This window comes from Deferrivibrio sp., from assembly GCF_055117995.1.
Map to the genome: position 1 here is coordinate 1 of NZ_JBSQOT010000026.1, position 21,506 is coordinate 21,506.

Sequence of the window (21,506 nt, forward strand, 5' to 3'; positions counted from 1 at the left end):
ATTTCTTTTCTTATCATAATTGTGCCTTACTGGATAATAAATCCTGACAAGACATTAAATCCCATGGTGCACCTTTTTACTGGTGGACTTATGTTAGGTGCATTTTATATGGCCACTGATATGGTAACAAGCCCTGTTACTAAAAAAGGGCAAATTATTTTTGGTATAGGTTGCGGGGTACTTACGGCAGTAATCAGGCTATTTGGCGGTTATCCTGAAGGGGTTTCATTTGCGATTTTGATAATGAATGCTTTTGTGCCTATAATTGATTTTTATATAAGACCTAAAAGTTTTGGCGAGGCTACCAATGCGTGATAACAACTTTAAAATGGTGATAGTACTTACTGTAATTGCTGCAATAGCTGCTTTTGTGTTATCTTTTGTATATTCTTCAACCAAAGATAAAATAGCAGAGGCTTACAGACAGGAATTTTTGAGGGCTCTGGTAAAAGTTTTTCCAAATTATAACAATGAGCCCGACAAAGATATTAATATTGTCGATGGTCAAAATATATATATTGCTAAAATGGATGATAAAGTTGTTGGATATGCAATCAAATCGACGAGCAGTAAGGGCTATGGTGGAGATATAGATGTACTTATAGCTGTTTCTACTGATGGTAAAATCACAGGTATTGAAATTTTAAGACACGCAGAAACACCAGGACTTGGTGATAAAATTGAGGATGAGTGGTTTAAAAACCTTTTCAAAGGGCTAACAGCAAAAGATAATATTGCTGTAAAAAAAGATGGTGGGATTATAGACCAGTTCAGTGGAGCAACCATCAGTCCAAGAGCGGTCAGCGAGGCTGTTGCAAATGGACTGAAATTTATAGATGACAAAATTTTGGGGAAGTAAAATGTCGCTAATTAAAATATTTAAAGAGGGATTGTGGAAAAATAATGCTGTTTTTAAGCAGGTTTTGGGTATGTGTCCTGCTCTTGCTGTTACAACATCTGCAATTAATGGCATTGCTATGGGTTTAGCGTCTACCGCTGTGCTTATATGTTCAAATATTGTGGTCTCAATTGTAAAGGATTACATTCCTTCAAAAGTAAGGATTCCTGCCTATATTGTAATTATTGCAAGTTTTGTGACAGTAATTGACTTGGTAATGAATGCTTATCTTCATGATATCCATAAAGTACTTGGACTTTTTATTCCATTAATTGTTGTTAACTGTATGATTTTGGGAAGGGCTGAAAGTTTTGCATCAAAGAATTCTGTTGTGAAGTCTATTTTTGACGGTATAGGTATTGGATTAGGTTTCACTTTTGCACTTTTTATTCTTGGAAGTGTGAGGGAGATATTGGGCAATGGCTCAATTCTTGGTTTTACTGTTACAGGTGAATGGTTTAAGCCGGCAATTGTTATGATTTTGCCTCCAGGGGCATTTATTGCACTGGGATTTATAATGTTTGCAATAAATTATATTGAAGATAGAAGAAAAATAAAAAATGCTCCAAAAGAGCATTGTTCAGTAGGGTAGAATCATGACAGGGCTAATATTAATATTTATCAGCGCGGTATTGGTTAATAACTTTGTCTTAAGCAGATTTTTAGGTATATGTCCATTTTTTGGTGTTTCAAAACAGCTCGAGACAGCCATCGGGATGAGTATGGCTGTTACATTTGTAATGACTGTTGCAGGTATTGTAACATGGATAATTCAATATACCGTGCTTAACCCATTCGGATTAATTTATTTGCAGACAATTGTTTTCATTCTTGTTATAGCAGCTTTGGTACAGCTGGTTGAGATGGTTATTGAAAAAACTTCACCTGGTCTATATGCTAGCCTTGGTATATTTTTGCCGCTAATTACCACTAACTGTGCAATACTTGGTGCTGCTCTTTTGAATATACAGCTTCAATATACTTTTATTCAAATGTTGGTATTTACAATAGGTTCATCCATTGGCTTTGGTCTTGCTCTGATTCTATTTGCAGGTATCAGAGAAAGGGTAGACCTGTCAGATGTTCCTAAATATTTCAGAGGTTTGCCCGTGGCGTTTATAACTGCTGGTATACTTGCACTTGCCTTTATGGGCTTTAGCGGACTTGTAAAATAGGAAGAGGTAAATAAGATGATAGAAGCTTTGGTTACGTTGGGTACAACCGGTTTTGTTGCAGGTCTTGGTCTTTTATACGCATCAAAAAAATTTGCTGTGGAAAAAGACCCAAAGGTTCAGGAGATAAATGAAATTTTGCCTGGGGCAAATTGTGGCGGATGTGGACTACCTGGATGCTCAGCCCTTGCGGATGCTATTGCAAGTGGCAAGGCTAAGCCGACATCTTGCCCCGTAGGTGGTGCAGAGCTTGCTGCAAAAATAGCCGTAATTCTGGGTGTGGAAGTTGGAGCTACGGTAAAAAATGTTGCAAGGGTCAGATGTCGCGGTGGTAAGGATAAATGCCTTGAAAAATATGATTATTATGGACCTTCTGACTGCCATAGTATTACCCTTCTGGCAGGTGGAATAAAACAGTGTACTTTTGGATGCGTTGGCGGCGGCAGTTGTGTGAAAGCTTGCAGTTTTGATGCAATCTATATGGGGGATGATAAAATCCCTGTCGTTATTGAAGATAAATGCACTGCCTGCGGAATGTGTGTGAAAGCTTGTCCAAGAAATTTGATTGAGCTTTTGCCTGTTGATAAAAAATTTGTTGTAAACTGCAGGTCAATGGATAAAGGAGCAGATACGAAAAAAGCATGCTCAGTAGGTTGTATTGCCTGCAGGTTATGTATCAAAAATTGCCCAGAAAATGCAATTGATATGGATGGTAATGTTGCCAAAATTAATCCTGAAAAGTGTGTTAATTGCGGAAAATGTGAAGAAGTTTGTCCGACGAAGGCAATAAATAGATATTAAAAAAGCCGGCCCAAAGACCGGCTTTTATTTTATTTGAATCTATAAGTTACACTGATTCCGAAAATATGAGCGTCAGCACTTTTGAACTCACCAGTCATTTGAGGTGCAGTAATTCCATAAGGAGCTTCGCTACCAACATTGTTGTTAAATGTTCTGTTTTCGTCATCAAGATAGTTGTAAGCAAAATCAATGCTTAAGTTTTCAAAATTCAGGCCAAATCCAAGTGCATAAAGCCATCTGTCTCCAGATGATACAAGTGGGTCAAGAGTCTCATCAGGAATAGGAGAGTAATCTCTTATTAATCCTGCTCTTAAATCAAGCATGTCGTTTACTTTATACTGCATACCGAATCTAATAGCCCATACATCATCCCAATCTTTAGGCTTGCTTTGAACACTACCATCTTCAAAAGTTACTTCAAGCTTGTCGTATGAAGACCAACCTGTCCACTGTCCATCAAGTTCAAAAGTAAATTTACCTAATTTATAAGATGTTCCAATGTAAAGTATATCAGGTAGGGTTAAGTTAGTCGAGCCAGTCTTTTGTAATGACATAGAGGGAGTTTGTGTTCCATCTTCAATTACTGTTCCGGTTGGAACGCTTATATCAGCGGTACCATCTTTAATTTCATGTTTGATTTTGCTTCTATAAGATATACCTGCTTTCCAGTTTTTAGTAATAGAATAATGTATCGCTATGTTATAACCATAAGCCCAGTCATCTGCACTTAGCTCAGAATCACCGTCACTATCTAAAAGAATAGTTTCGTCATTATTGTCACCATTAATATCGGCTTTTATTAATTTTAGCTTATTTGCTAAAGTTACTTCTAATTTTTGAATATCAAGACCAACTGCAATACTTAATTTGTCAGTAAGTTTGTATGCAATGTTTGGATTTAATGTTAGTGTTACGATTTCAGCCTTTGTACCACCTGTGATGTATCTACCTTCCCAGTCGCTTGGCCATTCGGTAGCAAGACCATAGTTGGAAAAAGTTCCAAATCCAACGCTAACTCTGTCGGTAGCCTTAAGTGTAGCATAAAAAATGGGGATATAAAAAGTTTGTTTTTTTGCATCTGTTGACTTTCCAGTTTGGTCACTGTCAAATGTTACAGTAGGTGTGATAGGAGAAAGACCAAGAGAAATTTGAGCACCTTCAAGTTGAGTGATTCCGGCAGGGTTATAATAAACAGCATCAGGGTTATCAGCCTGAGCAACAAAAGCTCCACCCATCCCAAGTGATTTTACACCCTGTTCATTGATTTGAAAACCGTTTGCAAAAACCAATGCAGGAAGGGTAATTAAAGTAAAAAGTAAAAACAGTTTGTGAAAAAATGATTTTTTCATATGACCTCCTTCAAAATTATAGCACTTTATAATATATAATTTTTAATAATCCAAGATTTATTTTTTAATTATAAAATTATGTTTTGATATGAATGACTATTCAACCTTTTGTAAAATAAGTCTAATTTTTAATTTTGTTGGATTATTTTATGATTTAACCGTTAAGATATTTTTGTAATTAAATTTTATTTTATTTTATTTGTTGAATATTTTATTATATATAAAATGCGTGCGCACCTGTAGGGCACGGGATATAAGACTTATTTGTTGTTAGATTATTTGTATTGTCTAACAATATGATATTTAATCCTGTTTTTGGTTTAAACATTATATATTGGAGTAGTACTTTAAGTTATTTTTTGGGTTTATCCGGTGCAAGTTTTTGTCCGATGTAATAAAATTTATTGATTATAGCATCTGCCTTTTCCTTTTCAATTTCAATATATTCAAATGTCAGCCCGGAGAAAATGTATTTATTGCCGTCAAGCTTTGCTTTTGTAGTATATTTCCCGGAAAGTTCAATTTCCTCTCCGTCTTTAAGATTTATAATTTTGAAAGCGTCTTTTCTTGAAATAATTATTGCATTTGGAAATTTACCTTCGCTAACATTATCGTCGATTATCAATGTCCTTTTCATTTTGCACCTCTTGTTTAATTTTACCAAAATGAAAAAATAATTTCAAATAATGTTTTTAATTTTTGTAAATGATGCTAAAATATATCATCAAATTTGGTGGAGGTAAATATGGAAAGAAAAGGTTTGATAACTATGAAAGGCAATCCTGTTACACTTTTTGGGAATGAAGTCAAAGTGGGAGACAATGCTCCGGACTTTAATGTTGTAGATATGGGGCTTGCTCCTAAATCCTTGCAGGACTATAGTGGTAAACTGAAGATAATTAGTGTTACCCCTTCACTTGATACCCCTGTATGCGATATGCAGATGAGGACGTTTAATGAAAAAGCATCCAAATATAAAGATGCTGTGGTGCTTAATATCAGTATGGACTTGCCGTTTGCGATAAAAAGATTTTGTACGACTGCAGGGATTGAAAATGTGGTAGGGCTTTCTGACTATAAGGATGCAAGTTTTGGCCAAAACTATGGGCTGCTTATTAAAGAGCTCAGGTTACTTGCAAGAGCGGTATTGGTGATAGATAAAGATGATAAAATTGTTTACTATGAACTTGTAAAAGAGGTAACTGAGCATCCTGATTATGAAAAATTGTTTGCTTTTTTGGATAATCTTTAAATTGTTATGGGGCAGCTTGCCCCGTCTTTGACCTCATAATAAAATATTTTTTTGATTAGACTCTTCTATGTTGCGTTAATTCTGAATACCAAAAAGTATATTTATAAAATCTCATAGAGTTTTGATTAATTTTATTGAAAATTAAAAATATTTATATAGATTAATGTAAATGGATATTAAAATAAAATATGTTTTTAAAACTTGACAAATTATCTTTTTACTTGTATTGAATGAATGCTCGTTCATAAAAATAAGGGGGCTTTATGTTGGAGTTTGAATTTAAAACTTTACCGCAAATTATGAAAAAAAACTCTGAAATTTACCCTGATAAGCCTGCTTTCAGGTTTAAGAGAAAGGGGAAATGGGAAGATATTACCTTTAAACAGTTTTATATTAAAGTAATGATGGCTGCCAGAGGTTTAATGAGGCTTGGTGTCAAACAGGGTGATAAAATTGCGATTCTTTCTGAAAACAGACCATTTTGGGCTGAGGCAGATTTTGCAATACTCTCTATTGGCGCAATAAATGTGCCTATTTACCCTACCAGTACACCGGAGCAGATTAAATACATTTTGAATCATTCTGAAGCAAAGGTATTGTTTGTTTCTAATAGGACTCAGTATAATAAGATATTTCAGATCAAGGATGAATTAAAATTCCTTGAGCGTGTTGTGACTTTTGACAGGTTTCTTACCCATAAAATTTTTCCGGCTGATTCTATGTTGCAACTAATGGAGATTTCTGAAGATCTTGACCCTGTTGATGAGGCGGCAATTGAAAATGTTTACAGCAATATGGATACAGAAGAGGTGGCGACAATTATTTATACTTCAGGGACTACAGGTACTCCAAAAGGGGTGTTGTTGACGCACTATAATTTTATATCTGAAATTATACTTGGCACCAAAAAAATCCCAGAAGTCAACAAGGATGATATCTTTTTAAGTTTTCTTCCTTTAAGCCATGTTTTAGAGCGGGCAGTTGGTTATTATATACCGTTTTACAGAGGAGCAACAATTGCTTATGCAGAAAGCATTGAAAAAGTGCCGGATAACCTGGTTGAAATTAAACCGACTGCAATGGTTAGCGTGCCAAGACTTTTCGAAAAGATGTATTCCAGGATATTTGAAAATATTCACTCAATGCCTACATTCAAAAAAAACCTTATCCATGCAGGTATAAAGGTTTCCCAAGAGTATGTCCATAAGAAATATATAGAGGGTAAAAGAGATAACTTTCTTAGAATGAAAAGGAAGTTTTTTGACAGGTTGATTTTTAGCAAGATAAGGGAAAGACTTGGTGGTAAAATAAGATATTGTGTTTCAGGTGGTGCTCCCCTTGATAAGACGATAAATGAGTTTTTTTGGGCGATAGGTGTTCCTATTTTTGAAGGATACGGCCTCACAGAAACAAGCCCGGGAGTTTGTATCAATAATTTTACACACGTAAGATTTGGCTCAGTTGGGACGCTGTTTGAGGAAACGTATGCAAAGTTGGGAGAACAGGATGAATTGCTACTAAAGGGGCCGATGGTGACAAAGCTTGGATACTTTAAGAATGAAGAGGCTACAAAAGAGGCGTTTACAGAGGATGGATGGTTTAAGACCGGGGATGTAGGAAGGATAGATGAAGATGGCTTTATTTATATTGTAGACAGGCTGAAGGAGCTGATAATTACATCAGGTGGCAAGAATATAGCACCTCAGCCGATAGAAAATGAACTAAAGCTGGATAAATATATAAGTAATGCATTTGTGTACGGTGACAAAAAGCCTTATCTGACTGCAGTAATTGTACCTAACTTTGAGAGACTTTATGAATTTACAAGAGAGAATAAGTTAAACTATCTTGATGCATCAGATCTTGTCACCAAAGAAGAGATACTAAAATTATATCAAAGCAGGATAGATGAGGTGAATAAAAAACTTGCCAAATATGAAACAATCAAAAAATTTGTTCTTGTGCCAGTTGAGTTTACCATAGATGGTGGTGAGTTGACACCTACTTTGAAACTTAAGAGAAGGGTAATATATGAAAAATATAAAGATAAGATTGAGTGCCTTTATGATGAAAATGGTGATTGTTTTACTTGCACGTAAAGATAAAGTGTGCTATAAGTAAGTGAATTACTGTTCAGTATAATAAAATATGGAGGACTGTGATGAAGCAAATTAAAAAGGCTGCAGTTTTGGGTGCCGGCGTAATGGGGGCAACTATTGCCGCACACCTTGCAAATGCCGGGCTTGATGTTGTAATGCTGGATATAGTTCCAAGAGAGCTTTCAGAAGAGGAAAAGGCTCAGGGGGTTACGGAAAGTGACAAAAGATTCAGAAACAGGATAGTCAACAATGCTTTGAATAACCTCATATCAATGAAGCCTGCTGCATTTTATCTTAAGGATTTTGCTAAAAATATAAAAGTAGGTAATTTCGAAGATGACATGCACCTTATTTCTGACTGTGACTGGATTGTAGAAGTAGTTGTGGAAAATATGGAAATCAAGAAAAAGCTTTTTGTGGAAAAGGTTGTTCCTAATCTCAAGAGGGATGATGTTATTATTTCAACAAATACAAGTGGCTTATCTGTAAACACAATGGCAGAGTTTTTACCTGAAAAGATAAGGCCAAATTTTTTGGTGACTCACTTTTTCAATCCGCCAAGATATATGAGGTTGATGGAAATAGTGCCATCCAGATACACTTCTGATGAAGTTGTTAATTTTATGTCCGAATTTATCAGTAAACGTTTAGGTAAAGGTATCGTATATGCCAAGGATACAGCTAATTTTATAGGTAACAGGATTGGCGTTTACGTTATCTACTCTGCGTTCAAACATCTCATGGATCTTGATATGACTGTTGAGGAAGCTGACCAGGCGGCAGGACCTGCAATAGGTATGCCAAGAACAGCCATTTTTAAATTGGCTGACCTTGTAGGTATTGATACTATTGTTCATATCGGTAAAAACTCTTACGAACTTTTAAAGGAAGATGATGAAAGAGATATCTATAAGATACCTGAATTTCTTCAGAAAATGGTTGATAGCGGACTTTGGGGGAATAAATCAAAACAGGGGTTTTATAAAAAAGTCAAAAATGAGTCAGGAAGAGTTACTCTTTACTATGATCTCAAGGACGGACAATTTAAGGAATCTGTTAAACCTAAATTTGCATCGGTAGGCCAAACAAAACAGCTTGATGATGTAAGACAGAAGATAAAGGTAATGGTAAATGGGAATGATAAAGCTTCCCAGTTTGCATGGAGGCTTTTGAGAGATGGCCTTATCTACACGTTCAAAAGAATCCCTGAAATATCAGACGATATTGTAAATGTAGATAACGCGATGAAGTGGGGTTATAACTGGGAGCTTGGGCCATTTGAAATATTTGATGCAATAGGTGTCAAAGAATTTGTTAAAAAATGTGAACAAGATGGTGTTGCTGTACCAGAGGCTCTTAAAAACATTGAGTCATTTTATAAATTTGAAAATTCAAAGCAGTACTATTATGACATAATTGCAGGTGAGTATAAGGAACTTGAACAGAAAGAAACCACTATAAATCTTAATATTTTAAAAAGACAGGGTAAAGTTGTTGAGAGTAATAAAGGTGCTTCAATAATTGATCTTGGTGACGGCGTTTTCTGCCTTGAATTTCATTCCAAGATGAATTCTATAAGCGGTGATATTCTTTCAATGACTAAAAAAGCTGTCAAGCGTGCCGAAGAGGAAGGTGTTGGGTTGGTGATAGCTAATCAGGGGAAGGCATTTTCTGTAGGTGCAAATCTGGCAATGCTTGCAGTTGCAATAGCTGAAGGTGCCTTTGATGATATCAATATGATGGTTAAAGCATTTCAAGATGCTGCAATGGCTATAAAATACTCACACGTTCCTGTAGTTGCAGCTCCATTTAATATGACTCTTGGTGGAGGGTGTGAGTTTTGTCTTCATGCCGATGCCATAAATGCTCACGCAGAAACTTATATGGGGCTTGTCGAAATAGGTGTTGGTCTTCTTCCGGCAGGAGGAGGCACCAAGGAGATGGCCATTAGAGCAATTCAGGAAGCAGAAAAATTTAATACTGACGTTTCCCCTTTTATATTTAAAAACTTTATGAATATAGCAATGGCTAAAGTGTCAATGGGTGCTTATGAGCTTTATGAACTTGGATATATGGATGATAACGATACAGTTACTATGGATATTGACAGACTTATTTATGATGCAAAAATGAAAGTTATTGCTATGTCAAAAAATTATAGACCTAAAAAACCACTTACCGAACTGAAGGCGCCTGGAAGAAGTGTGGCTGCAAGTATTAAGAGTCAGTTATGGAATATGAAGATGGGTGGATTTATAACTGAGTATGAAGAGTATTTGGGTTCGATGATTGCTGATGTAATTACCGGTGGTGATGTAAATGCCGGGACTTTGATATCTGAAGAGTACCTGCTTAAGCTTGAAAGAGAAACTTTTGTAAAACTGTGTACTCAGAAGAAAACAATAGAGCGTATTCAACATATGTTGAAGAAAAATAAACCTCTTAGAAACTAATCAAGGTGGAGGAGATAAAATGAGAAATGCATATATTGTAAAAGCTTACAGGACTGCGGGCTGTAAAGCCAAAAAAGGGAAATTTAAAGATATGAGGCCGGATGATTTGGCAGGAGCTGCTATAAAATATCTGGTTGAAAAAACAGAAATAGATCCAATGACAATTGATGATGTAATTATTGGATGCGCTTTTCCTGAAGCAGAGCAGGGGATGAATATGGCAAGAGTTGCTTCATTTAAAGCTGGTCTGCCAATTGAAGTTCCGGCTGTGACAGTAAACAGATTTTGCTCAAGTGGGCTGCAAACTATTGCAATGGCAGCTGAAAGAATAATGGCTGGGTTTGCTGACTGCATTATCGCAGGTGGTGCAGAATCAATGACTATGGTGCCAATGGGTGGTAATAAATATAGTGCCAATCCATCACTTGTAGCTGAATGGCCTGAAACTTATGCGTCAATGGGGGTGACAGCTGAGCTTGTAGCTGCTAAATATAATATATCAAGACAAGAACAGGATGAATTTGCCTACAATAGTCATATGAAAGCTATTAAGGCTATAAATGATGGAAAATTTGCTGAAGAAATTGTTCCTGTTGAAGTAGAATACACATCTGTTGACGAAAAGAATAAGGTAAGAAAAGTCAAAGAAGTAGTTACAATTGATGATGGAGCAAGAGCTGATACATCTATTGAAGGGCTTGCAAAACTAAAACCGGTTTTCAAGGTGGACGGGAGTGTAACTGCCGGTAACTCTTCACAGATGACAGATGGAGCTGCAGCTGTGCTTGTGGTAAGTGAAGAATATTTAAAAAAGACAGGACTCAAACCTATTGCGAAATTTATAAGTTTTGCTGCTAAAGGTGTGGCTCCGGAAATTATGGGGATTGGGCCTGTTGCTGCAATTCCTGCTGCCCTTAAAATGGCTGGCCTTGAGCTAAAAGATATTGGGCTTATTGAGCTAAATGAAGCATTTGCAGCACAATCACTTGCTGTATTGAATGAACTCAATATTAATCCTGATATAGTAAATGTAAATGGTGGTGCAATTGCACTTGGTCACCCTCTTGGCTGTACTGGCTCAAAATTGACTGCAACTCTTCTAAGTGAAATGCAAAGAAGGGATGTAAAATATGGAATGGTTAGTATGTGTATCGGTGGCGGTATGGGTGCTGCAGGAATTTTTGAATTGTTAAAATAATGATATAAAGGAGAATACTATGGAAAAGAAACTTTTAAAAGGTGCTGAATATTTACTGACTGAAGTTTCAAAAGATGATGTTTTTACCCCTGAGGATTTCAGCGACGAGCAAAAGCAGATTGCTGAAACTACTGAAGAATTTGTGACAAATGAGGTAATGCCTGATATTGAAGCTATTGACCAGCAGGACTTTGACAAAGTTGTGGCTCATATGAAAAAAAGCGGTGAGCTTGGGCTTTTAATGATTGATGCGCCTGAAGAGTACGGCGGACTTGAGCTTGATAAAGCAACAAGTATGCTGGTTGCTGAAAAGATTGCACCAAGTGGTTCTTTTTCTGTAGCTTATGCTGCTCATACAGGTATTGGAACTTTGCCGCTTGTGTATTACGGTACAAAAGAGCAAAAAGATAAGTATCTTGAAAAAATTATTACTGGAGAATGGATTGCTGCATACTGTTTGACTGAGCCCGGCTCAGGAAGTGATGCTCTTGGTGCAAAAGCCACTGCAACTTTAAGCGAAGATGGAAAATACTATATTTTAAACGGTACAAAGCAGTTTATTACAAATGCGGGCTTTGCTGATCTTTTTACTGTTTTTGCTAAGATTGATAAAGAGCATTTTACGGCATTTCTTGTTGAAAGGACTTTTGAGGGCTTAGAGCTTGGTCCTGAAGAGAAAAAAATGGGTATCAAAGGCTCTTCAACTCGTCAGGTTATTTTAAATAACTGTAAAGTGCCTGTAGAAAATGTTCTTGGTGAAGTTGGAAAAGGGCATAAGATTGCTTTTAACGTTCTTAATGTTGGAAGGTTTAAGCTTGGTGCTGCTGTAAATGGTGCTGCTAAATATGCACTTTCTGAAGGTATTAAATACGCTAACGAAAGAAAGCAGTTTAACCTTCCTATCAGTAAATTTGGAGCAATAAAAGAAAAAATTGCTGATATGACTGCTTATGTTTACGCTTCAGAATCACTTATTTACAGACTTGCAGGTCTTTTGGACGACAAACTTGCAACAATAGACAAAAATATTGATAACTATTATGAAGAATATCAGAAAGGGATTGAAGAGTATGCTATTGAATGTTCTATTTCAAAGGTATTCTGCTCTGATGTCCTTGCAAAAGTAGTTGACGAAGTTGTTCAAATATTTGGTGGATATGGTTTTATCCAAGAGTATCCTGCTGAAAGATTTTACAGAGACGAAAGAATCAATAGAATTTTTGAAGGGACAAATGAGGTTAACAGACTTCTAATTCCAGGAATGATGTTAAGACGTGCAATGAAAGGTGAATTGCCATTCCAGAAAGAGGCAATGAAGGCAATAGAAGCACTTATGACGCCGTCATTTGATGAAATTGATACAGATGCACCTTTTGCAGTTGAAAAAGAGTTACTGAAAAACTTAAAGACACTTTATCTTGTAGTTTCCGGAGCTGCAGCTCAAAAATTTATGGATAAAATTGTTAAAGAGCAGGAAACACTTTTGGCGTTAGCTGATATTGCTATTCAGATTTTTGCAATCGAAAGTGCTGTGCTTAGAGCTGAAAAGAATCTTGGCAAAGTAACTGAGAAGAAAGCTGTACTTATGGCTGATGCCGTTAAGGTGTTCACATTTGATGCAGTTGAAATTATTGCTAAGGCTGCAAGAAAGGCTGCTTTCTTTGTAGAAGAGGGGGATAACCTAATGATGATTTTAAGCGGTATCAGAAGATTTACAAAGTATGATGCTACAGGCCTTCTTCAGGCTAAGAGAAATTTGGCAGCTGCAGCTATTGAAGCTGAAAAATACGTATTTTAATAAAGGGGCTATTAGCCCCTTTTTCTAACTATTATGATTGAAAAATATACTGTAAACACGCCTTATCCGGTTGGGCCTGTACATTTTTATGTAAAGAAGTATGATGATTTTGATGTGCTTTTTGACACAGGACCCTTTACTGAAGAGGCGAACAAATACCTGAAAGAAAATGTAAATCTTGGCAAATTAAAGTATACATTTGTTACCCATTGTCATGCTGACCATTACGGGCTTATAGATTTTCTATCAAAAAATTCTGACAGCAAAATAATATTGTCCAGGCACGATTATTTAAGATTTTTAAGGTTTGAAGAGAGAAAAAATGGATTTTTAAATATTATTAAAGATTTCGGTTTTTCTTCGGATGAAATTAATATTATTGAAAACGTTTTGGTAAGATTTAAAAACGAAGTTCCCATGCCTGAAAATATCACTTTGCTTGAAGAATCAATGGATATACTTAAAAACCTTGAAATTAACTATATCCCCTGCCCAGGCCATTCTCAGAGTGATATTGTTTATCTTGTTGATAATTGTGCCATAACCGGTGATGTTGTGCTGAGAGATATATTTCAGACACCTCTTCTTGATGTGAATATTCAGGATTTTAAAAGTAGATTTTTAAATTATGATGAATTTTGCAAGACTATATTAAAACTAAAAAATATTGAAGAAAGAGTTTTCTTGCCGGGACACCGGGACTATATAGATAGTGTAGATGAGAGAATTTTGTTTTACTTGAATAAACTCATTGAAAGAACTTTATTTATAATGGAAGATTTGAAAAATGATGGTGTTTATCCCGTATTGAAAAAGCTGACAGGAAGTATTTACGAAAGCCCACTGAAATCTTACCTGAAACTTTCTGAAATAGTGTTTATAGATGACTTTATAACCAATCCGGAAAAAATTGTAAAATCACTTGAAGATATAAAAATTTACAATCAGTTGGAAATGCAATTTGATAAACTTTTCAGGAGGAAATAAAATGTCCTATAATTTTTTTGAAATAACCAAAGAAGGGAAGGTGGGGCTTGTAAAATTCAACAATGGAAAAAAGATGAATGCGTTAAACTGGTATTTTTGGGAAGAGCTTCCTGAGGTCGTAGATGAGATTGAAAATGACAAAGATATTAAGGTAGCTGTTTTTTATTCTGATGTTAAAGATTTTTCAATAGGGCTTGATATTTATGATTTTGGTGAAAGATTTCAGGATCTCATATTTACCAATGATAAACAAAGGCTTTATGAGACAATAAAAATAATGCAGGAAGGGATGAACAGAATTGAAAAAGGGAAAAAGATTTATATATCGGCTGTCAATGGCTATTGTATCGGGGGAGCATTGGATTTTATTGCTGCGTGTGATTTGAGGTTTTGCTCCAAAAACGCTGTTTTCTCACTCAGAGAGACAAAACTTGGAATTGTTGCCGATATGGGTTCTTTACAAAGGCTTCCATACATTATAGGTTTTGGCAATTTAAAATATCTGGCTTTCACCGGAAAGGACATTGATGCGAAAAAGGCCTATGAAATCTCATTGGTTTCGGAGGTTTTTGAAAATGAGTCATTGCTACAAAATACAATGGAAATAGCAAATGAGATTGCTGATAATCCATATGAAACCCTGGCAGGGTGCAAACAGATAATAAACAATATCATCAAAGAGGATATCAACAATTCTCTTGAAGATGTTGCAATGTATAATAAAGAAAATCTCAATTTTATGAAAGTGATATCGAGGTTCAGTGAAAAATTGAAAGGGGGAAAGTAATGATCAAAACGGAAATTAGAGATAATATTGCATATATTATTTTGGATAACGGAGAAAATAAACAAAATATTGAATTTGCGGTTAAATTGCTTGAAGCTCTTGATGAAGTAGAAAAAAATAGCGATGCCACTGCTTTGGTAATTACATCGAGCGATGAAAAAAATTGGTCACAGGGCGTAGATTTGAATTTTATAATGAGCAGATTTGCATCAAAAGATTTTCAGAGTATAAAAGATTTTTTAAATAAAATGAATGAAGTTTTCAAAAAAATCCTTTCATATCCTATACCTGTGATTGCAGAAATAACCGGTCATGCTTTTGGAAACGGTGCACTGCTTGCCTGTGCGTGCGATTTTAGGTTTATGAAAAATGATAAAGGATTTTTCTGTTTTCCGGAAGTGGACGTAAAAATACCCTTTTTACCTTCAATGGTGGAATATGCAAAAAAAGCTGTTGGGTTTAAAGTACTGCAGGATATGCTTTTGACCGGGAAAAGACTGACAGCCCGTCAGGCTGAAGAATATGGGATATTAAAGAGCTTTGACGATTTAGAGTCACTTAAAAACGGAGTTTTTGAATTTGCAAAAGGGATGAATAAAGGAAGAAATATTTATAAAGAGCTTAAACTAAGGATGTATAAAGATGTTTTGAAAAGCTTTGAAGAGGATAAAAATTATATTGAAAATCTGCTGATATATTATCCTTAAATTTATATGTTAACTGCCGCAAAAAAATGCGGCAGTTTTTATTTTGATTTGACACAGTCTAACATTAATTGTAAAATTGGCAATGGTGAATGGGAAGAAAGTAAGCTTTATTTCTTATTTAATCAGATATTTTTTAATAGTTATATCTATTGTTGGCGTAATTGTTATATCAACTCTCGTATTTTTCTCGTATTATCAATATATTATAAATATTCAAAACACTAAAAATGAGTATCTTGAATACCAGAAAAAGTTAATCAAGAGTAAGGTGGATGATATCCTTGAATCCATTAACTTTTCCGTTTCAGAAAGTAAGAGAAAAGCAAGAGAAGTTGTAAAGTCAGAAGTTGAAACTGCTTCAAAAATAGCCTCAAATCTATACAAAAAGTACATAAACCTTATAGGAAAACAAGCTACTTTGACTATCGTTAAGGAATCTCTGAGAGAGATAAGATATAACAATGGTAGAGGGTATTTTTTTGCAATAGATATGGATGGAAATGAAATTTTAAATGCTGACAAGCCTGAATTGGAAGGGACAAATTTAAGTTTTATCAAGGATTCAGAAGGGCGTTTTGTCGTTAAAGATATGATTGATATAGCCAAAAATAAAAAAGAAGGTTTTTACGAGTATATATGGTCAAAGCCCGGCATGGAGGGGAATAAGTTTAAGAAGATATCCTATATCAAATATTTGCCCGAACTTGGATTAATAATTGGCACCGGAGAATATATTGAAGATATCATCGAAGATGCAAAAAAAGATATTCTTGCTAAAGCTTCGAATGTCAGATTTGGTAAATCCGGCTATATTTTTATTTTTGACTTTGAAGGTACATATCTTGTCCACATAAAAAAGGAATTAATTGGCAAAACAAGATTCTGGTATGTGGATAAAGATGGTGTGCAGGTGGGGAATGAACTACTAAAACTCTCTTTACAGCCTGAAGGGGGATATTTAAGCTATTACTGGCTAAGAGGGCAAGATGAGTATGTAAAAAAAATTGCATATGCAAAGGCATTTCCGCAGTGGAAATGGGTAATTTGCTGTGGGCTTTTTGAGGATGAAGTAAATGAAATATTAATCGAAAAAGAAAAAGAGTTTTCTGCTGACCTCAAAAGGCAGTTGGTATTTATTTTGTTGATTCTTATTGGTGTTTTGACTTCATTTTATCTGTTTTCATTTTATTATACAAGGCTTCTTAGAAAAGACGAAGGTGGAATTCTTGATATTATAAAGGATAATTCAGATAATTTTGAAATAAAAAATTTTCCTTTTAAATTTTCAGAGTTTGAAAGAATAGGGGACAGTATTGTCAGATACAAAATTGAGATAGAAAAGTTTAAAAGTGAGTTGTTGGAAAAGAATGAAGAATATAAGCGTCTTATTGAATTTTTGCCGCTTCCTGTAACCATTATTTCAAATGATAAATATCTTTTTGCCAACAATGAAGCCCTTGAAATGCTTAAAATTTCCCGGGGTGAAATTTATAAATATTCGCCATATGATTTTATTTACGGGGAAAAATCCTGTTTCTCTGATTTATTGAAATCTGATAGCCATATTTTAAACAGATTACTCTTTTTAAAAGACACCACCGGGAGAATATTTGAAGTGGATGTGACATCAACTAAAATTTTATATGAAGGGAATCCGGCTGTATTGTGTGTCTATAAAGATTTAACAGAAATAAAATGCGCATATGAACAGATTGAAAGGGATAAAGAGCTTATTGAAAAGGTTCTTGAAAATATAGGCGATGCAGTGATTGTACTTGATGGGAATAAAAATATTGTAATGCTCAACAGCTTTGCTGAAAGTCTAAAGAGTTTTGGAAATTGCAAATCTTTTTCAGAATGTTTTAAGATTTACAATGATGATGATTTGGTTACTGAAGATATATTATCAGGCATCTATGATAAATCTTCTGATGAACATCTTTTTAAAAAGGCTTTCAGATTGGAGAAAAATCACGAAAGTTTAATAGTTTCTATTTCAGTATCAAAAATTTATACCGATGATGGTGATATTGATTTAGCGATTGTTGTTATAAGGGATTTGACCAGTGTAATCAACAATGAAAGAAGTATAAACCAGATAGCAAGAATAGAGTCTCTTGGTCAACTTGCAGGTGGTATTGCACACAACTTTAACAACGTGCTTGCAGCCGTGTTGAATTCGATCGAGATTATAAGACTTCATCTTATTGACAATCCTGAGATTAAATCCCTGACTGATGATGTAAAAGAAACTGTTAGAAAGGCAAAATCCATTACGGGACAATTGATAGCTTTTGCAAAAGGTGGAGAGCCAGTTAAGACTCACTTTAATCTCAACAAAACTGTAAGTGAGATAATGAAAGTTGTTTTATCAGGTGCTAATGTTATAACCAATATAAACCTTTACTTAAAGCCTTTAATCGTTTACGGAGATGAAGGTCAGATTAGTCAGGTAATACAGAATATGCTTATTAATGCTTTGCAGTCAATGGACAAAAAAACAAATATTTTGAGAGTCCACACGAGATATTGTGAAATGGATAAAGACACTTTGGTCGGTGAATATGCTGTACCCAAAGGGCGATATGCTGAAGTTATAATAGAGGATAACGGTTGCGGTATTGATGAGAAAATTAAGAAAAAGATTTTTGACGCATATTTTACTACAAAGCAAGATGGTACTGGGCTTGGGCTTTCGTCATCTTTGAGTATTATAAATAAACATGGTGGTCACATAACCTTTAAAAGTGTTCCGGGTACAGGGACAACTTTTTTCATATATCTACCTCTTGCTGATAACAGTACTGTTTCAAACAATGAGGACGAACATATTGAAGATATAACTACCAAATTTAATGGAATACTTGTGATGGATGATGATAGATTTGTGAGAAATAGCCTTGGTCTTATGTTGAAAAACTTTGCATTAAGAGTCTTTAAAAGCAGTCATGGCGAAGAGGCCATTAAAATCTTGAGGGAGAATATCAAGGATATCCAGGTGGCAATTCTGGATTTGACTGTTCCCGGGAAAATGGGCGGACTTGAATGTCTTAAATATCTTAAAGAAATAAAACCTGAGCTTGTTTGTGTGGTAAGTTCAGGTTATTTTGACGATCCTGTGCTTGGAAATTTTAAAGAATACGGTTTTGATGGAGTCTTAACAAAACCTTACACTATTGAATCATTAAAAAAAGTCTTATGTGAAATTTCTGGAAAGTGCAAAGACGTAGGTTAAATTTTAACTGGTTTCCCAGATTTATCAAGATTTACAAAGGTGATTTCTGTAGAAAATGCATGAAATTCATCAGAGTCAGGCGAAGGTGGTTTGGCAAAAACATTGACTTCATAGGTAACTGAAGTATTGCCTTTCTTTATATTTTTTATGTGAAATCTCAAGATACTTCCATTTTCCACCCTTTTTTTGAAATTTATATCATTCAAAGCGACAGTTACAAATGTAGCGGCCGGGTACTCAAGGGTTGCTGCAAGCCATGCATACTCATCAATCCATTTTAATAAAACACCGCCAAACAGATAACCGTGATGATTTAAATGTTCGGGTCTTACAAGAGCGTAAGTTTCCATCACTATGCCTCAAAATTATCAACAAAATATTTCAATTTATCAATAGAGTCATTATTTTCTATAACAATATCACATTTGTCTCTCAACAATATGATTTCATTTTCCGCAGGGTGGTTTTCAATAAAATCAAGTCCTAACTTTTGTGCCCTCTGTTTTCTTATTTCCGGGTTTGCTTCTATATAAATCGTGTAAAATCCACTTTTTTTGGTTGCTTCAAATTCCAAAACTTTGCGCACGTCATCACAAAAAAGGTTGTCCTGACAATTTGTTGCTCTTTTAATAAAATCTTTTACAAAATAATCCTGCCCGAAATATTTTCTGACAGCTTCTCCTAAATCCTGCATAAATCCTCTGTTTTTTGGGACACCCAACAATTCATTGATTTGATAAAGTTTATCTATAAACTTTATCTCTTTTCCACCAAACTTTGCAATAAAAAGCTCTTTTAATGTTGTTTTACCTGCGCATTGTTTGCCTGTGATTGCTATTTTCATTATAAACCCCTAAATATTATAGAAATTATAATATAAAATTAAAAAAAATGAAATCAATTGTTGCAATTTGGTGTGATACTGCTAATGTAATTAAAAAGGGGTGATTACCCCAAAAATGTTGAGGTGATTTATGTCAGTACAAAAAAATTCAAAAATCAAATTCCACTATTCTGTGGCAATTGAAGACGGAACTATTGTTGATTCAACGATAGATGAAAGTCCATTGGAAGTTCAACTTGGAAGCGGCGAGCTTTTACCAAAGCTTGAAGAAGGTCTTGTGGGAATGGCTCAAGGTGAGGAAAAGCAAATTACGCTTTTACCGGAAGATGCTTTTGGACCTGTTTTGGAAGATGCTATTACAGAAATTCCAAGGGGTAATATTGAACTTGATGAGTCTGTTGAGGAAGGTATGTATATTGACCTGAGCGATGAAAAAGAACAGATGTACAGAGGGCTTGTAAAGGAGATGAATGATGAGTTTGTTACTATTGACTTCAATCATCCTCTTGCCGGAAAGACCCTTACTTTCAGTGTGAAGGTGGAAGAAATTTTGTAATTTTCTTAGGTTTTGAATTGCAACTACAAGAGGCTCCGCATCCGCAGGAGCCTTTTTTTGTCCTTTTTATCATAAAGATAAATAGAAGAAAGAAAATAAACGTAAAAAAGAATATTATAACAAAATATTTCATCTAACTTCCAAAATCGTCAAATCTTATATTTTCTTTCTCTACTCCAAGGCTATCGAGCATTTCAAGGACTGATTCCAGCATCATGGGAGGGCCGCAAAGATAATATTCCACATCTTCAGGTGCAGGGTGGTTTTTCAAATAATTTTCATACACTACTGTATGGATAAACCCTGTGTAACCTGTCCAGTTATCCTCTGCAAGGGGTTGGCTTAATGCTACATTCCAAGAAAAGTTTTCATATTTGTTTGCAAGTTCATCAAAATCTTCTTTGTAGAAGATTTCTTTAAAACTTCTTGCTCCATACCAGAAACTGATTTTTCTTTTAGAATTAAGCCTGATTAGTTGATCAAAAATAATTGATCTAAGTGGTGCCATACCGGCTCCACCACCTATAAATACCATCTCAGCATCAGTATCAGATGCTTTAAACTCTCCAAAAGGTCCCATAATAGTAACTATATCACCCGGTTTTCTGCTAAAAATATAAGAAGAACCTTTCCCCGGAGGTATGCTTAGGTCGTAAAGAGGTGGAGTAGCTATTCTGACATTTAGCTTTATAATCCCTTTTTCGAGGGGGAAATTAGCCATTGAATAAGCTCTGATTACTTCTTCCTCTACTTTGGACCTTAGTTGGAAAAGACCTGTTTTCTCCCAGTCTTCAATATACTTTTCGTCAATGATAAAATCTTTGAAATGGGTTTCATATGGGGGGACAACTATTTGAATATAACCACCTGCTTCAAAATCAAGGTCAACCCCTTCAGGCAGTTTTAACGTAAATTCTTTTATATATGTTGCCACATTATTGTTTGATATGACTTCACATTCCATCTTTTTGGCACTGAAAATTTCAGGAGGAAGTTCAATTTTAAGATCTTTTTTTACCGGCAGCTGGCAGGACAGTCTGTACCCTTCTTTTGCCTGTTTTTTGTTTATATGTGTTTTTTCAGTGGGCAAAAGTTTATCGTCGTTGTCAAGCACTTTTACTTTACATTGTCCGCAAGAGCCACCACCGCCACAAGCAGAAGAAACAAATATCTGGTTGCTTGCAAGTGCATTGAGCAGCTTTTCACCAGGATTTACCACAATGGGATTTGCTGTATCGTTATTAATAATAACTTTTAGCTTACCTTGAGGTACAAGTCTCTTTTTGGACTCTATAATTAGCCCCACCAAAATAAGGATAATTAAAGTGAAAAATATTACTCCCAAAAATACTATTATCATTAATTCACCT

The 21,506-nt window shown here is 35.1% G+C and carries 20 protein-coding genes; 15 read left to right on the top strand and 5 right to left on the bottom strand.

The window, feature by feature from the left end:
• The 5 genes from ACTCAF_RS07695 to ACTCAF_RS07715 form a co-directional block, all read left to right on the top strand.
• Positions 1-315, top strand: a 315-nt coding sequence (locus tag ACTCAF_RS07695) for an RnfABCDGE type electron transport complex subunit D (protein WP_463062712.1), incomplete at its 5' end; no start/stop codon positions are given.
• The gene (locus ACTCAF_RS07700; RefSeq protein ID WP_463062713.1) at positions 308-859 is read left to right on the top strand and encodes an RnfABCDGE type electron transport complex subunit G; all 552 of its coding nucleotides are present in this window, start codon (positions 308-310) and stop codon (positions 857-859) included. The genes ACTCAF_RS07695 and ACTCAF_RS07700, both read left to right, overlap by 8 nt.
• A gap of 1 nt (position 860) precedes the next feature.
• Positions 861-1,490, top strand: a complete 630-nt coding sequence (locus ACTCAF_RS07705) for an RnfABCDGE type electron transport complex subunit E (RefSeq protein ID WP_242820290.1) — start codon at positions 861-863, stop codon at positions 1,488-1,490.
• 4 nt (positions 1,491-1,494) lie between these two features.
• Positions 1,495-2,073, top strand: a complete 579-nt coding sequence (rsxA, locus tag ACTCAF_RS07710) for an electron transport complex subunit RsxA (RefSeq protein ID WP_242820289.1) — start codon at positions 1,495-1,497, stop codon at positions 2,071-2,073.
• 15 nt (positions 2,074-2,088) lie between these two features.
• Positions 2,089-2,871, top strand: coding sequence for an RnfABCDGE type electron transport complex subunit B (locus tag ACTCAF_RS07715; protein WP_242820288.1), 783 nt, complete (start codon positions 2,089-2,091; stop codon positions 2,869-2,871).
• Between the two features lie 29 nt (positions 2,872-2,900).
• Here the strand turns inward: ACTCAF_RS07715 and ACTCAF_RS07720 are convergent, their stop codons facing one another.
• Positions 2,901-4,220: an OmpP1/FadL family transporter gene (locus ACTCAF_RS07720; RefSeq protein WP_463062714.1), complete on the bottom strand. Its 1,320-nt coding sequence runs from the start codon at positions 4,218-4,220 to the stop codon at positions 2,901-2,903.
• Between the two features lie 352 nt (positions 4,221-4,572).
• Positions 4,573-4,857: a hypothetical protein gene (locus ACTCAF_RS07725; RefSeq protein WP_242820286.1), complete on the bottom strand. Its 285-nt coding sequence runs from the start codon at positions 4,855-4,857 to the stop codon at positions 4,573-4,575.
• 108 nt (positions 4,858-4,965) lie between these two features.
• On the opposite strand from ACTCAF_RS07725, the gene tpx reads away from it, so the two are divergent.
• The 9 genes from tpx (at position 4,966) to ACTCAF_RS07770 (ending at position 18,736) form a co-directional block, all read left to right on the top strand.
• On the top strand, positions 4,966-5,472 hold the full coding sequence (tpx, locus tag ACTCAF_RS07730; protein ID WP_242820285.1) for a thiol peroxidase: 507 nt from the start codon (positions 4,966-4,968) through the stop codon (positions 5,470-5,472).
• Between the two features lie 263 nt (positions 5,473-5,735).
• Positions 5,736-7,571: an AMP-dependent synthetase/ligase gene (locus tag ACTCAF_RS07735; protein ID WP_463062715.1), complete on the top strand. Its 1,836-nt coding sequence runs from the start codon at positions 5,736-5,738 to the stop codon at positions 7,569-7,571.
• Positions 7,572-7,633: 62 nt separating this feature from the next.
• Positions 7,634-10,024 (top strand): 3-hydroxyacyl-CoA dehydrogenase/enoyl-CoA hydratase family protein, encoded by a 2,391-nt coding sequence (locus ACTCAF_RS07740; RefSeq protein ID WP_463062716.1) that lies wholly within the window; start codon positions 7,634-7,636, stop codon positions 10,022-10,024.
• 19 nt (positions 10,025-10,043) lie between these two features.
• Positions 10,044-11,222, top strand: coding sequence for a thiolase family protein (locus ACTCAF_RS07745; RefSeq protein ID WP_463062717.1), 1,179 nt, complete (start codon positions 10,044-10,046; stop codon positions 11,220-11,222).
• A 19-nt stretch (positions 11,223-11,241) separates the two neighbouring features.
• Positions 11,242-13,020: an acyl-CoA dehydrogenase family protein gene (locus tag ACTCAF_RS07750; RefSeq protein ID WP_463062718.1), complete on the top strand. Its 1,779-nt coding sequence runs from the start codon at positions 11,242-11,244 to the stop codon at positions 13,018-13,020.
• Positions 13,021-13,053: 33 nt separating this feature from the next.
• Entirely contained in the window at positions 13,054-14,007 is a 954-nt protein-coding gene (locus ACTCAF_RS07755) for an MBL fold metallo-hydrolase (RefSeq protein ID WP_463062719.1), read from the top strand.
• 1 nt (position 14,008) lies between these two features.
• Positions 14,009-14,794 carry an enoyl-CoA hydratase-related protein gene (locus tag ACTCAF_RS07760; protein WP_463062720.1) on the top strand — a complete coding sequence of 262 codons (786 nt, stop codon included), beginning with the start codon at positions 14,009-14,011 and terminating at the stop codon, positions 14,792-14,794.
• Positions 14,794-15,501 carry an enoyl-CoA hydratase/isomerase family protein gene (locus ACTCAF_RS07765; RefSeq protein ID WP_463062721.1) on the top strand — a complete coding sequence of 236 codons (708 nt, stop codon included), beginning with the start codon at positions 14,794-14,796 and terminating at the stop codon, positions 15,499-15,501. The genes ACTCAF_RS07760 and ACTCAF_RS07765 overlap by 1 nt, the downstream gene beginning before the upstream one ends.
• 85 nt (positions 15,502-15,586) lie before the next feature.
• The gene (locus tag ACTCAF_RS07770; protein ID WP_463062722.1) at positions 15,587-18,736 is read left to right on the top strand and encodes a cache domain-containing protein; all 3,150 of its coding nucleotides are present in this window, start codon (positions 15,587-15,589) and stop codon (positions 18,734-18,736) included.
• Here ACTCAF_RS07770 and ACTCAF_RS07775 read toward each other — a convergent pair.
• Together ACTCAF_RS07775 and ACTCAF_RS07780 are read right to left on the bottom strand one after the other, a co-directional pair.
• Complete coding sequence (locus tag ACTCAF_RS07775; protein WP_242819916.1) at positions 18,733-19,086, bottom strand: acyl-CoA thioesterase; 354 nt, start codon at positions 19,084-19,086, stop codon at positions 18,733-18,735. The two genes, ACTCAF_RS07770 and ACTCAF_RS07775, sit on opposite strands and share 4 nt — an antisense overlap.
• 2 nt (positions 19,087-19,088) lie before the next feature.
• On the bottom strand, positions 19,089-19,580 hold the full coding sequence (locus ACTCAF_RS07780) for a deoxynucleotide monophosphate kinase family protein (RefSeq protein ID WP_463062723.1): 492 nt from the start codon (positions 19,578-19,580) through the stop codon (positions 19,089-19,091).
• A 130-nt stretch (positions 19,581-19,710) separates the two neighbouring features.
• On the opposite strand from ACTCAF_RS07780, the gene ACTCAF_RS07785 reads away from it, so the two are divergent.
• On the top strand, positions 19,711-20,136 hold the full coding sequence (locus ACTCAF_RS07785; RefSeq protein WP_463062724.1) for an FKBP-type peptidyl-prolyl cis-trans isomerase: 426 nt from the start codon (positions 19,711-19,713) through the stop codon (positions 20,134-20,136).
• Positions 20,137-20,269: 133 nt separating this feature from the next.
• Here the strand turns inward: ACTCAF_RS07785 and nqrF are convergent, their stop codons facing one another.
• Positions 20,270-21,496, bottom strand: coding sequence for an NADH:ubiquinone reductase (Na(+)-transporting) subunit F (gene nqrF, locus ACTCAF_RS07790; protein WP_463062725.1), 1,227 nt, complete (start codon positions 21,494-21,496; stop codon positions 20,270-20,272).
• Between the last annotated feature and the right edge of the window lie 10 nt (positions 21,497-21,506).

Excerpts from the sequence above, each read along its gene's own strand:
- ACTCAF_RS07700 (WP_463062713.1), top strand. The coding sequence starts at position 308 with ATGCGTGATAACAACTTTAAAATGGTGATAGTACTTACTGTAATTGCT.
- ACTCAF_RS07705 (WP_242820290.1), top strand. The coding sequence starts at position 861 with ATGTCGCTAATTAAAATATTTAAAGAGGGATTGTGGAAAAATAATGCT.
- rsxA (WP_242820289.1), top strand. The coding sequence starts at position 1,495 with ATGACAGGGCTAATATTAATATTTATCAGCGCGGTATTGGTTAATAAC.
- ACTCAF_RS07715 (WP_242820288.1), top strand. The coding sequence starts at position 2,089 with ATGATAGAAGCTTTGGTTACGTTGGGTACAACCGGTTTTGTTGCAGGT.
- ACTCAF_RS07720 (WP_463062714.1), bottom strand. The coding sequence starts at position 4,220 with ATGAAAAAATCATTTTTTCACAAACTGTTTTTACTTTTTACTTTAATT.
- ACTCAF_RS07725 (WP_242820286.1), bottom strand. The coding sequence starts at position 4,857 with ATGAAAAGGACATTGATAATCGACGATAATGTTAGCGAAGGTAAATTT.
- tpx (WP_242820285.1), top strand. The coding sequence starts at position 4,966 with ATGGAAAGAAAAGGTTTGATAACTATGAAAGGCAATCCTGTTACACTT.
- ACTCAF_RS07735 (WP_463062715.1), top strand. The coding sequence starts at position 5,736 with ATGTTGGAGTTTGAATTTAAAACTTTACCGCAAATTATGAAAAAAAAC.
- ACTCAF_RS07740 (WP_463062716.1), top strand. The coding sequence starts at position 7,634 with ATGAAGCAAATTAAAAAGGCTGCAGTTTTGGGTGCCGGCGTAATGGGG.
- ACTCAF_RS07745 (WP_463062717.1), top strand. The coding sequence starts at position 10,044 with ATGAGAAATGCATATATTGTAAAAGCTTACAGGACTGCGGGCTGTAAA.
- ACTCAF_RS07750 (WP_463062718.1), top strand. The coding sequence starts at position 11,242 with ATGGAAAAGAAACTTTTAAAAGGTGCTGAATATTTACTGACTGAAGTT.
- ACTCAF_RS07755 (WP_463062719.1), top strand. The coding sequence starts at position 13,054 with ATGATTGAAAAATATACTGTAAACACGCCTTATCCGGTTGGGCCTGTA.
- ACTCAF_RS07760 (WP_463062720.1), top strand. The coding sequence starts at position 14,009 with ATGTCCTATAATTTTTTTGAAATAACCAAAGAAGGGAAGGTGGGGCTT.
- ACTCAF_RS07765 (WP_463062721.1), top strand. The coding sequence starts at position 14,794 with ATGATCAAAACGGAAATTAGAGATAATATTGCATATATTATTTTGGAT.
- ACTCAF_RS07775 (WP_242819916.1), bottom strand. The coding sequence starts at position 19,086 with ATGGAAACTTACGCTCTTGTAAGACCCGAACATTTAAATCATCACGGT.
- ACTCAF_RS07780 (WP_463062723.1), bottom strand. The coding sequence starts at position 19,580 with ATGAAAATAGCAATCACAGGCAAACAATGCGCAGGTAAAACAACATTA.
- ACTCAF_RS07785 (WP_463062724.1), top strand. The coding sequence starts at position 19,711 with ATGTCAGTACAAAAAAATTCAAAAATCAAATTCCACTATTCTGTGGCA.
- nqrF (WP_463062725.1), bottom strand. The coding sequence starts at position 21,496 with ATGATAATAGTATTTTTGGGAGTAATATTTTTCACTTTAATTATCCTT.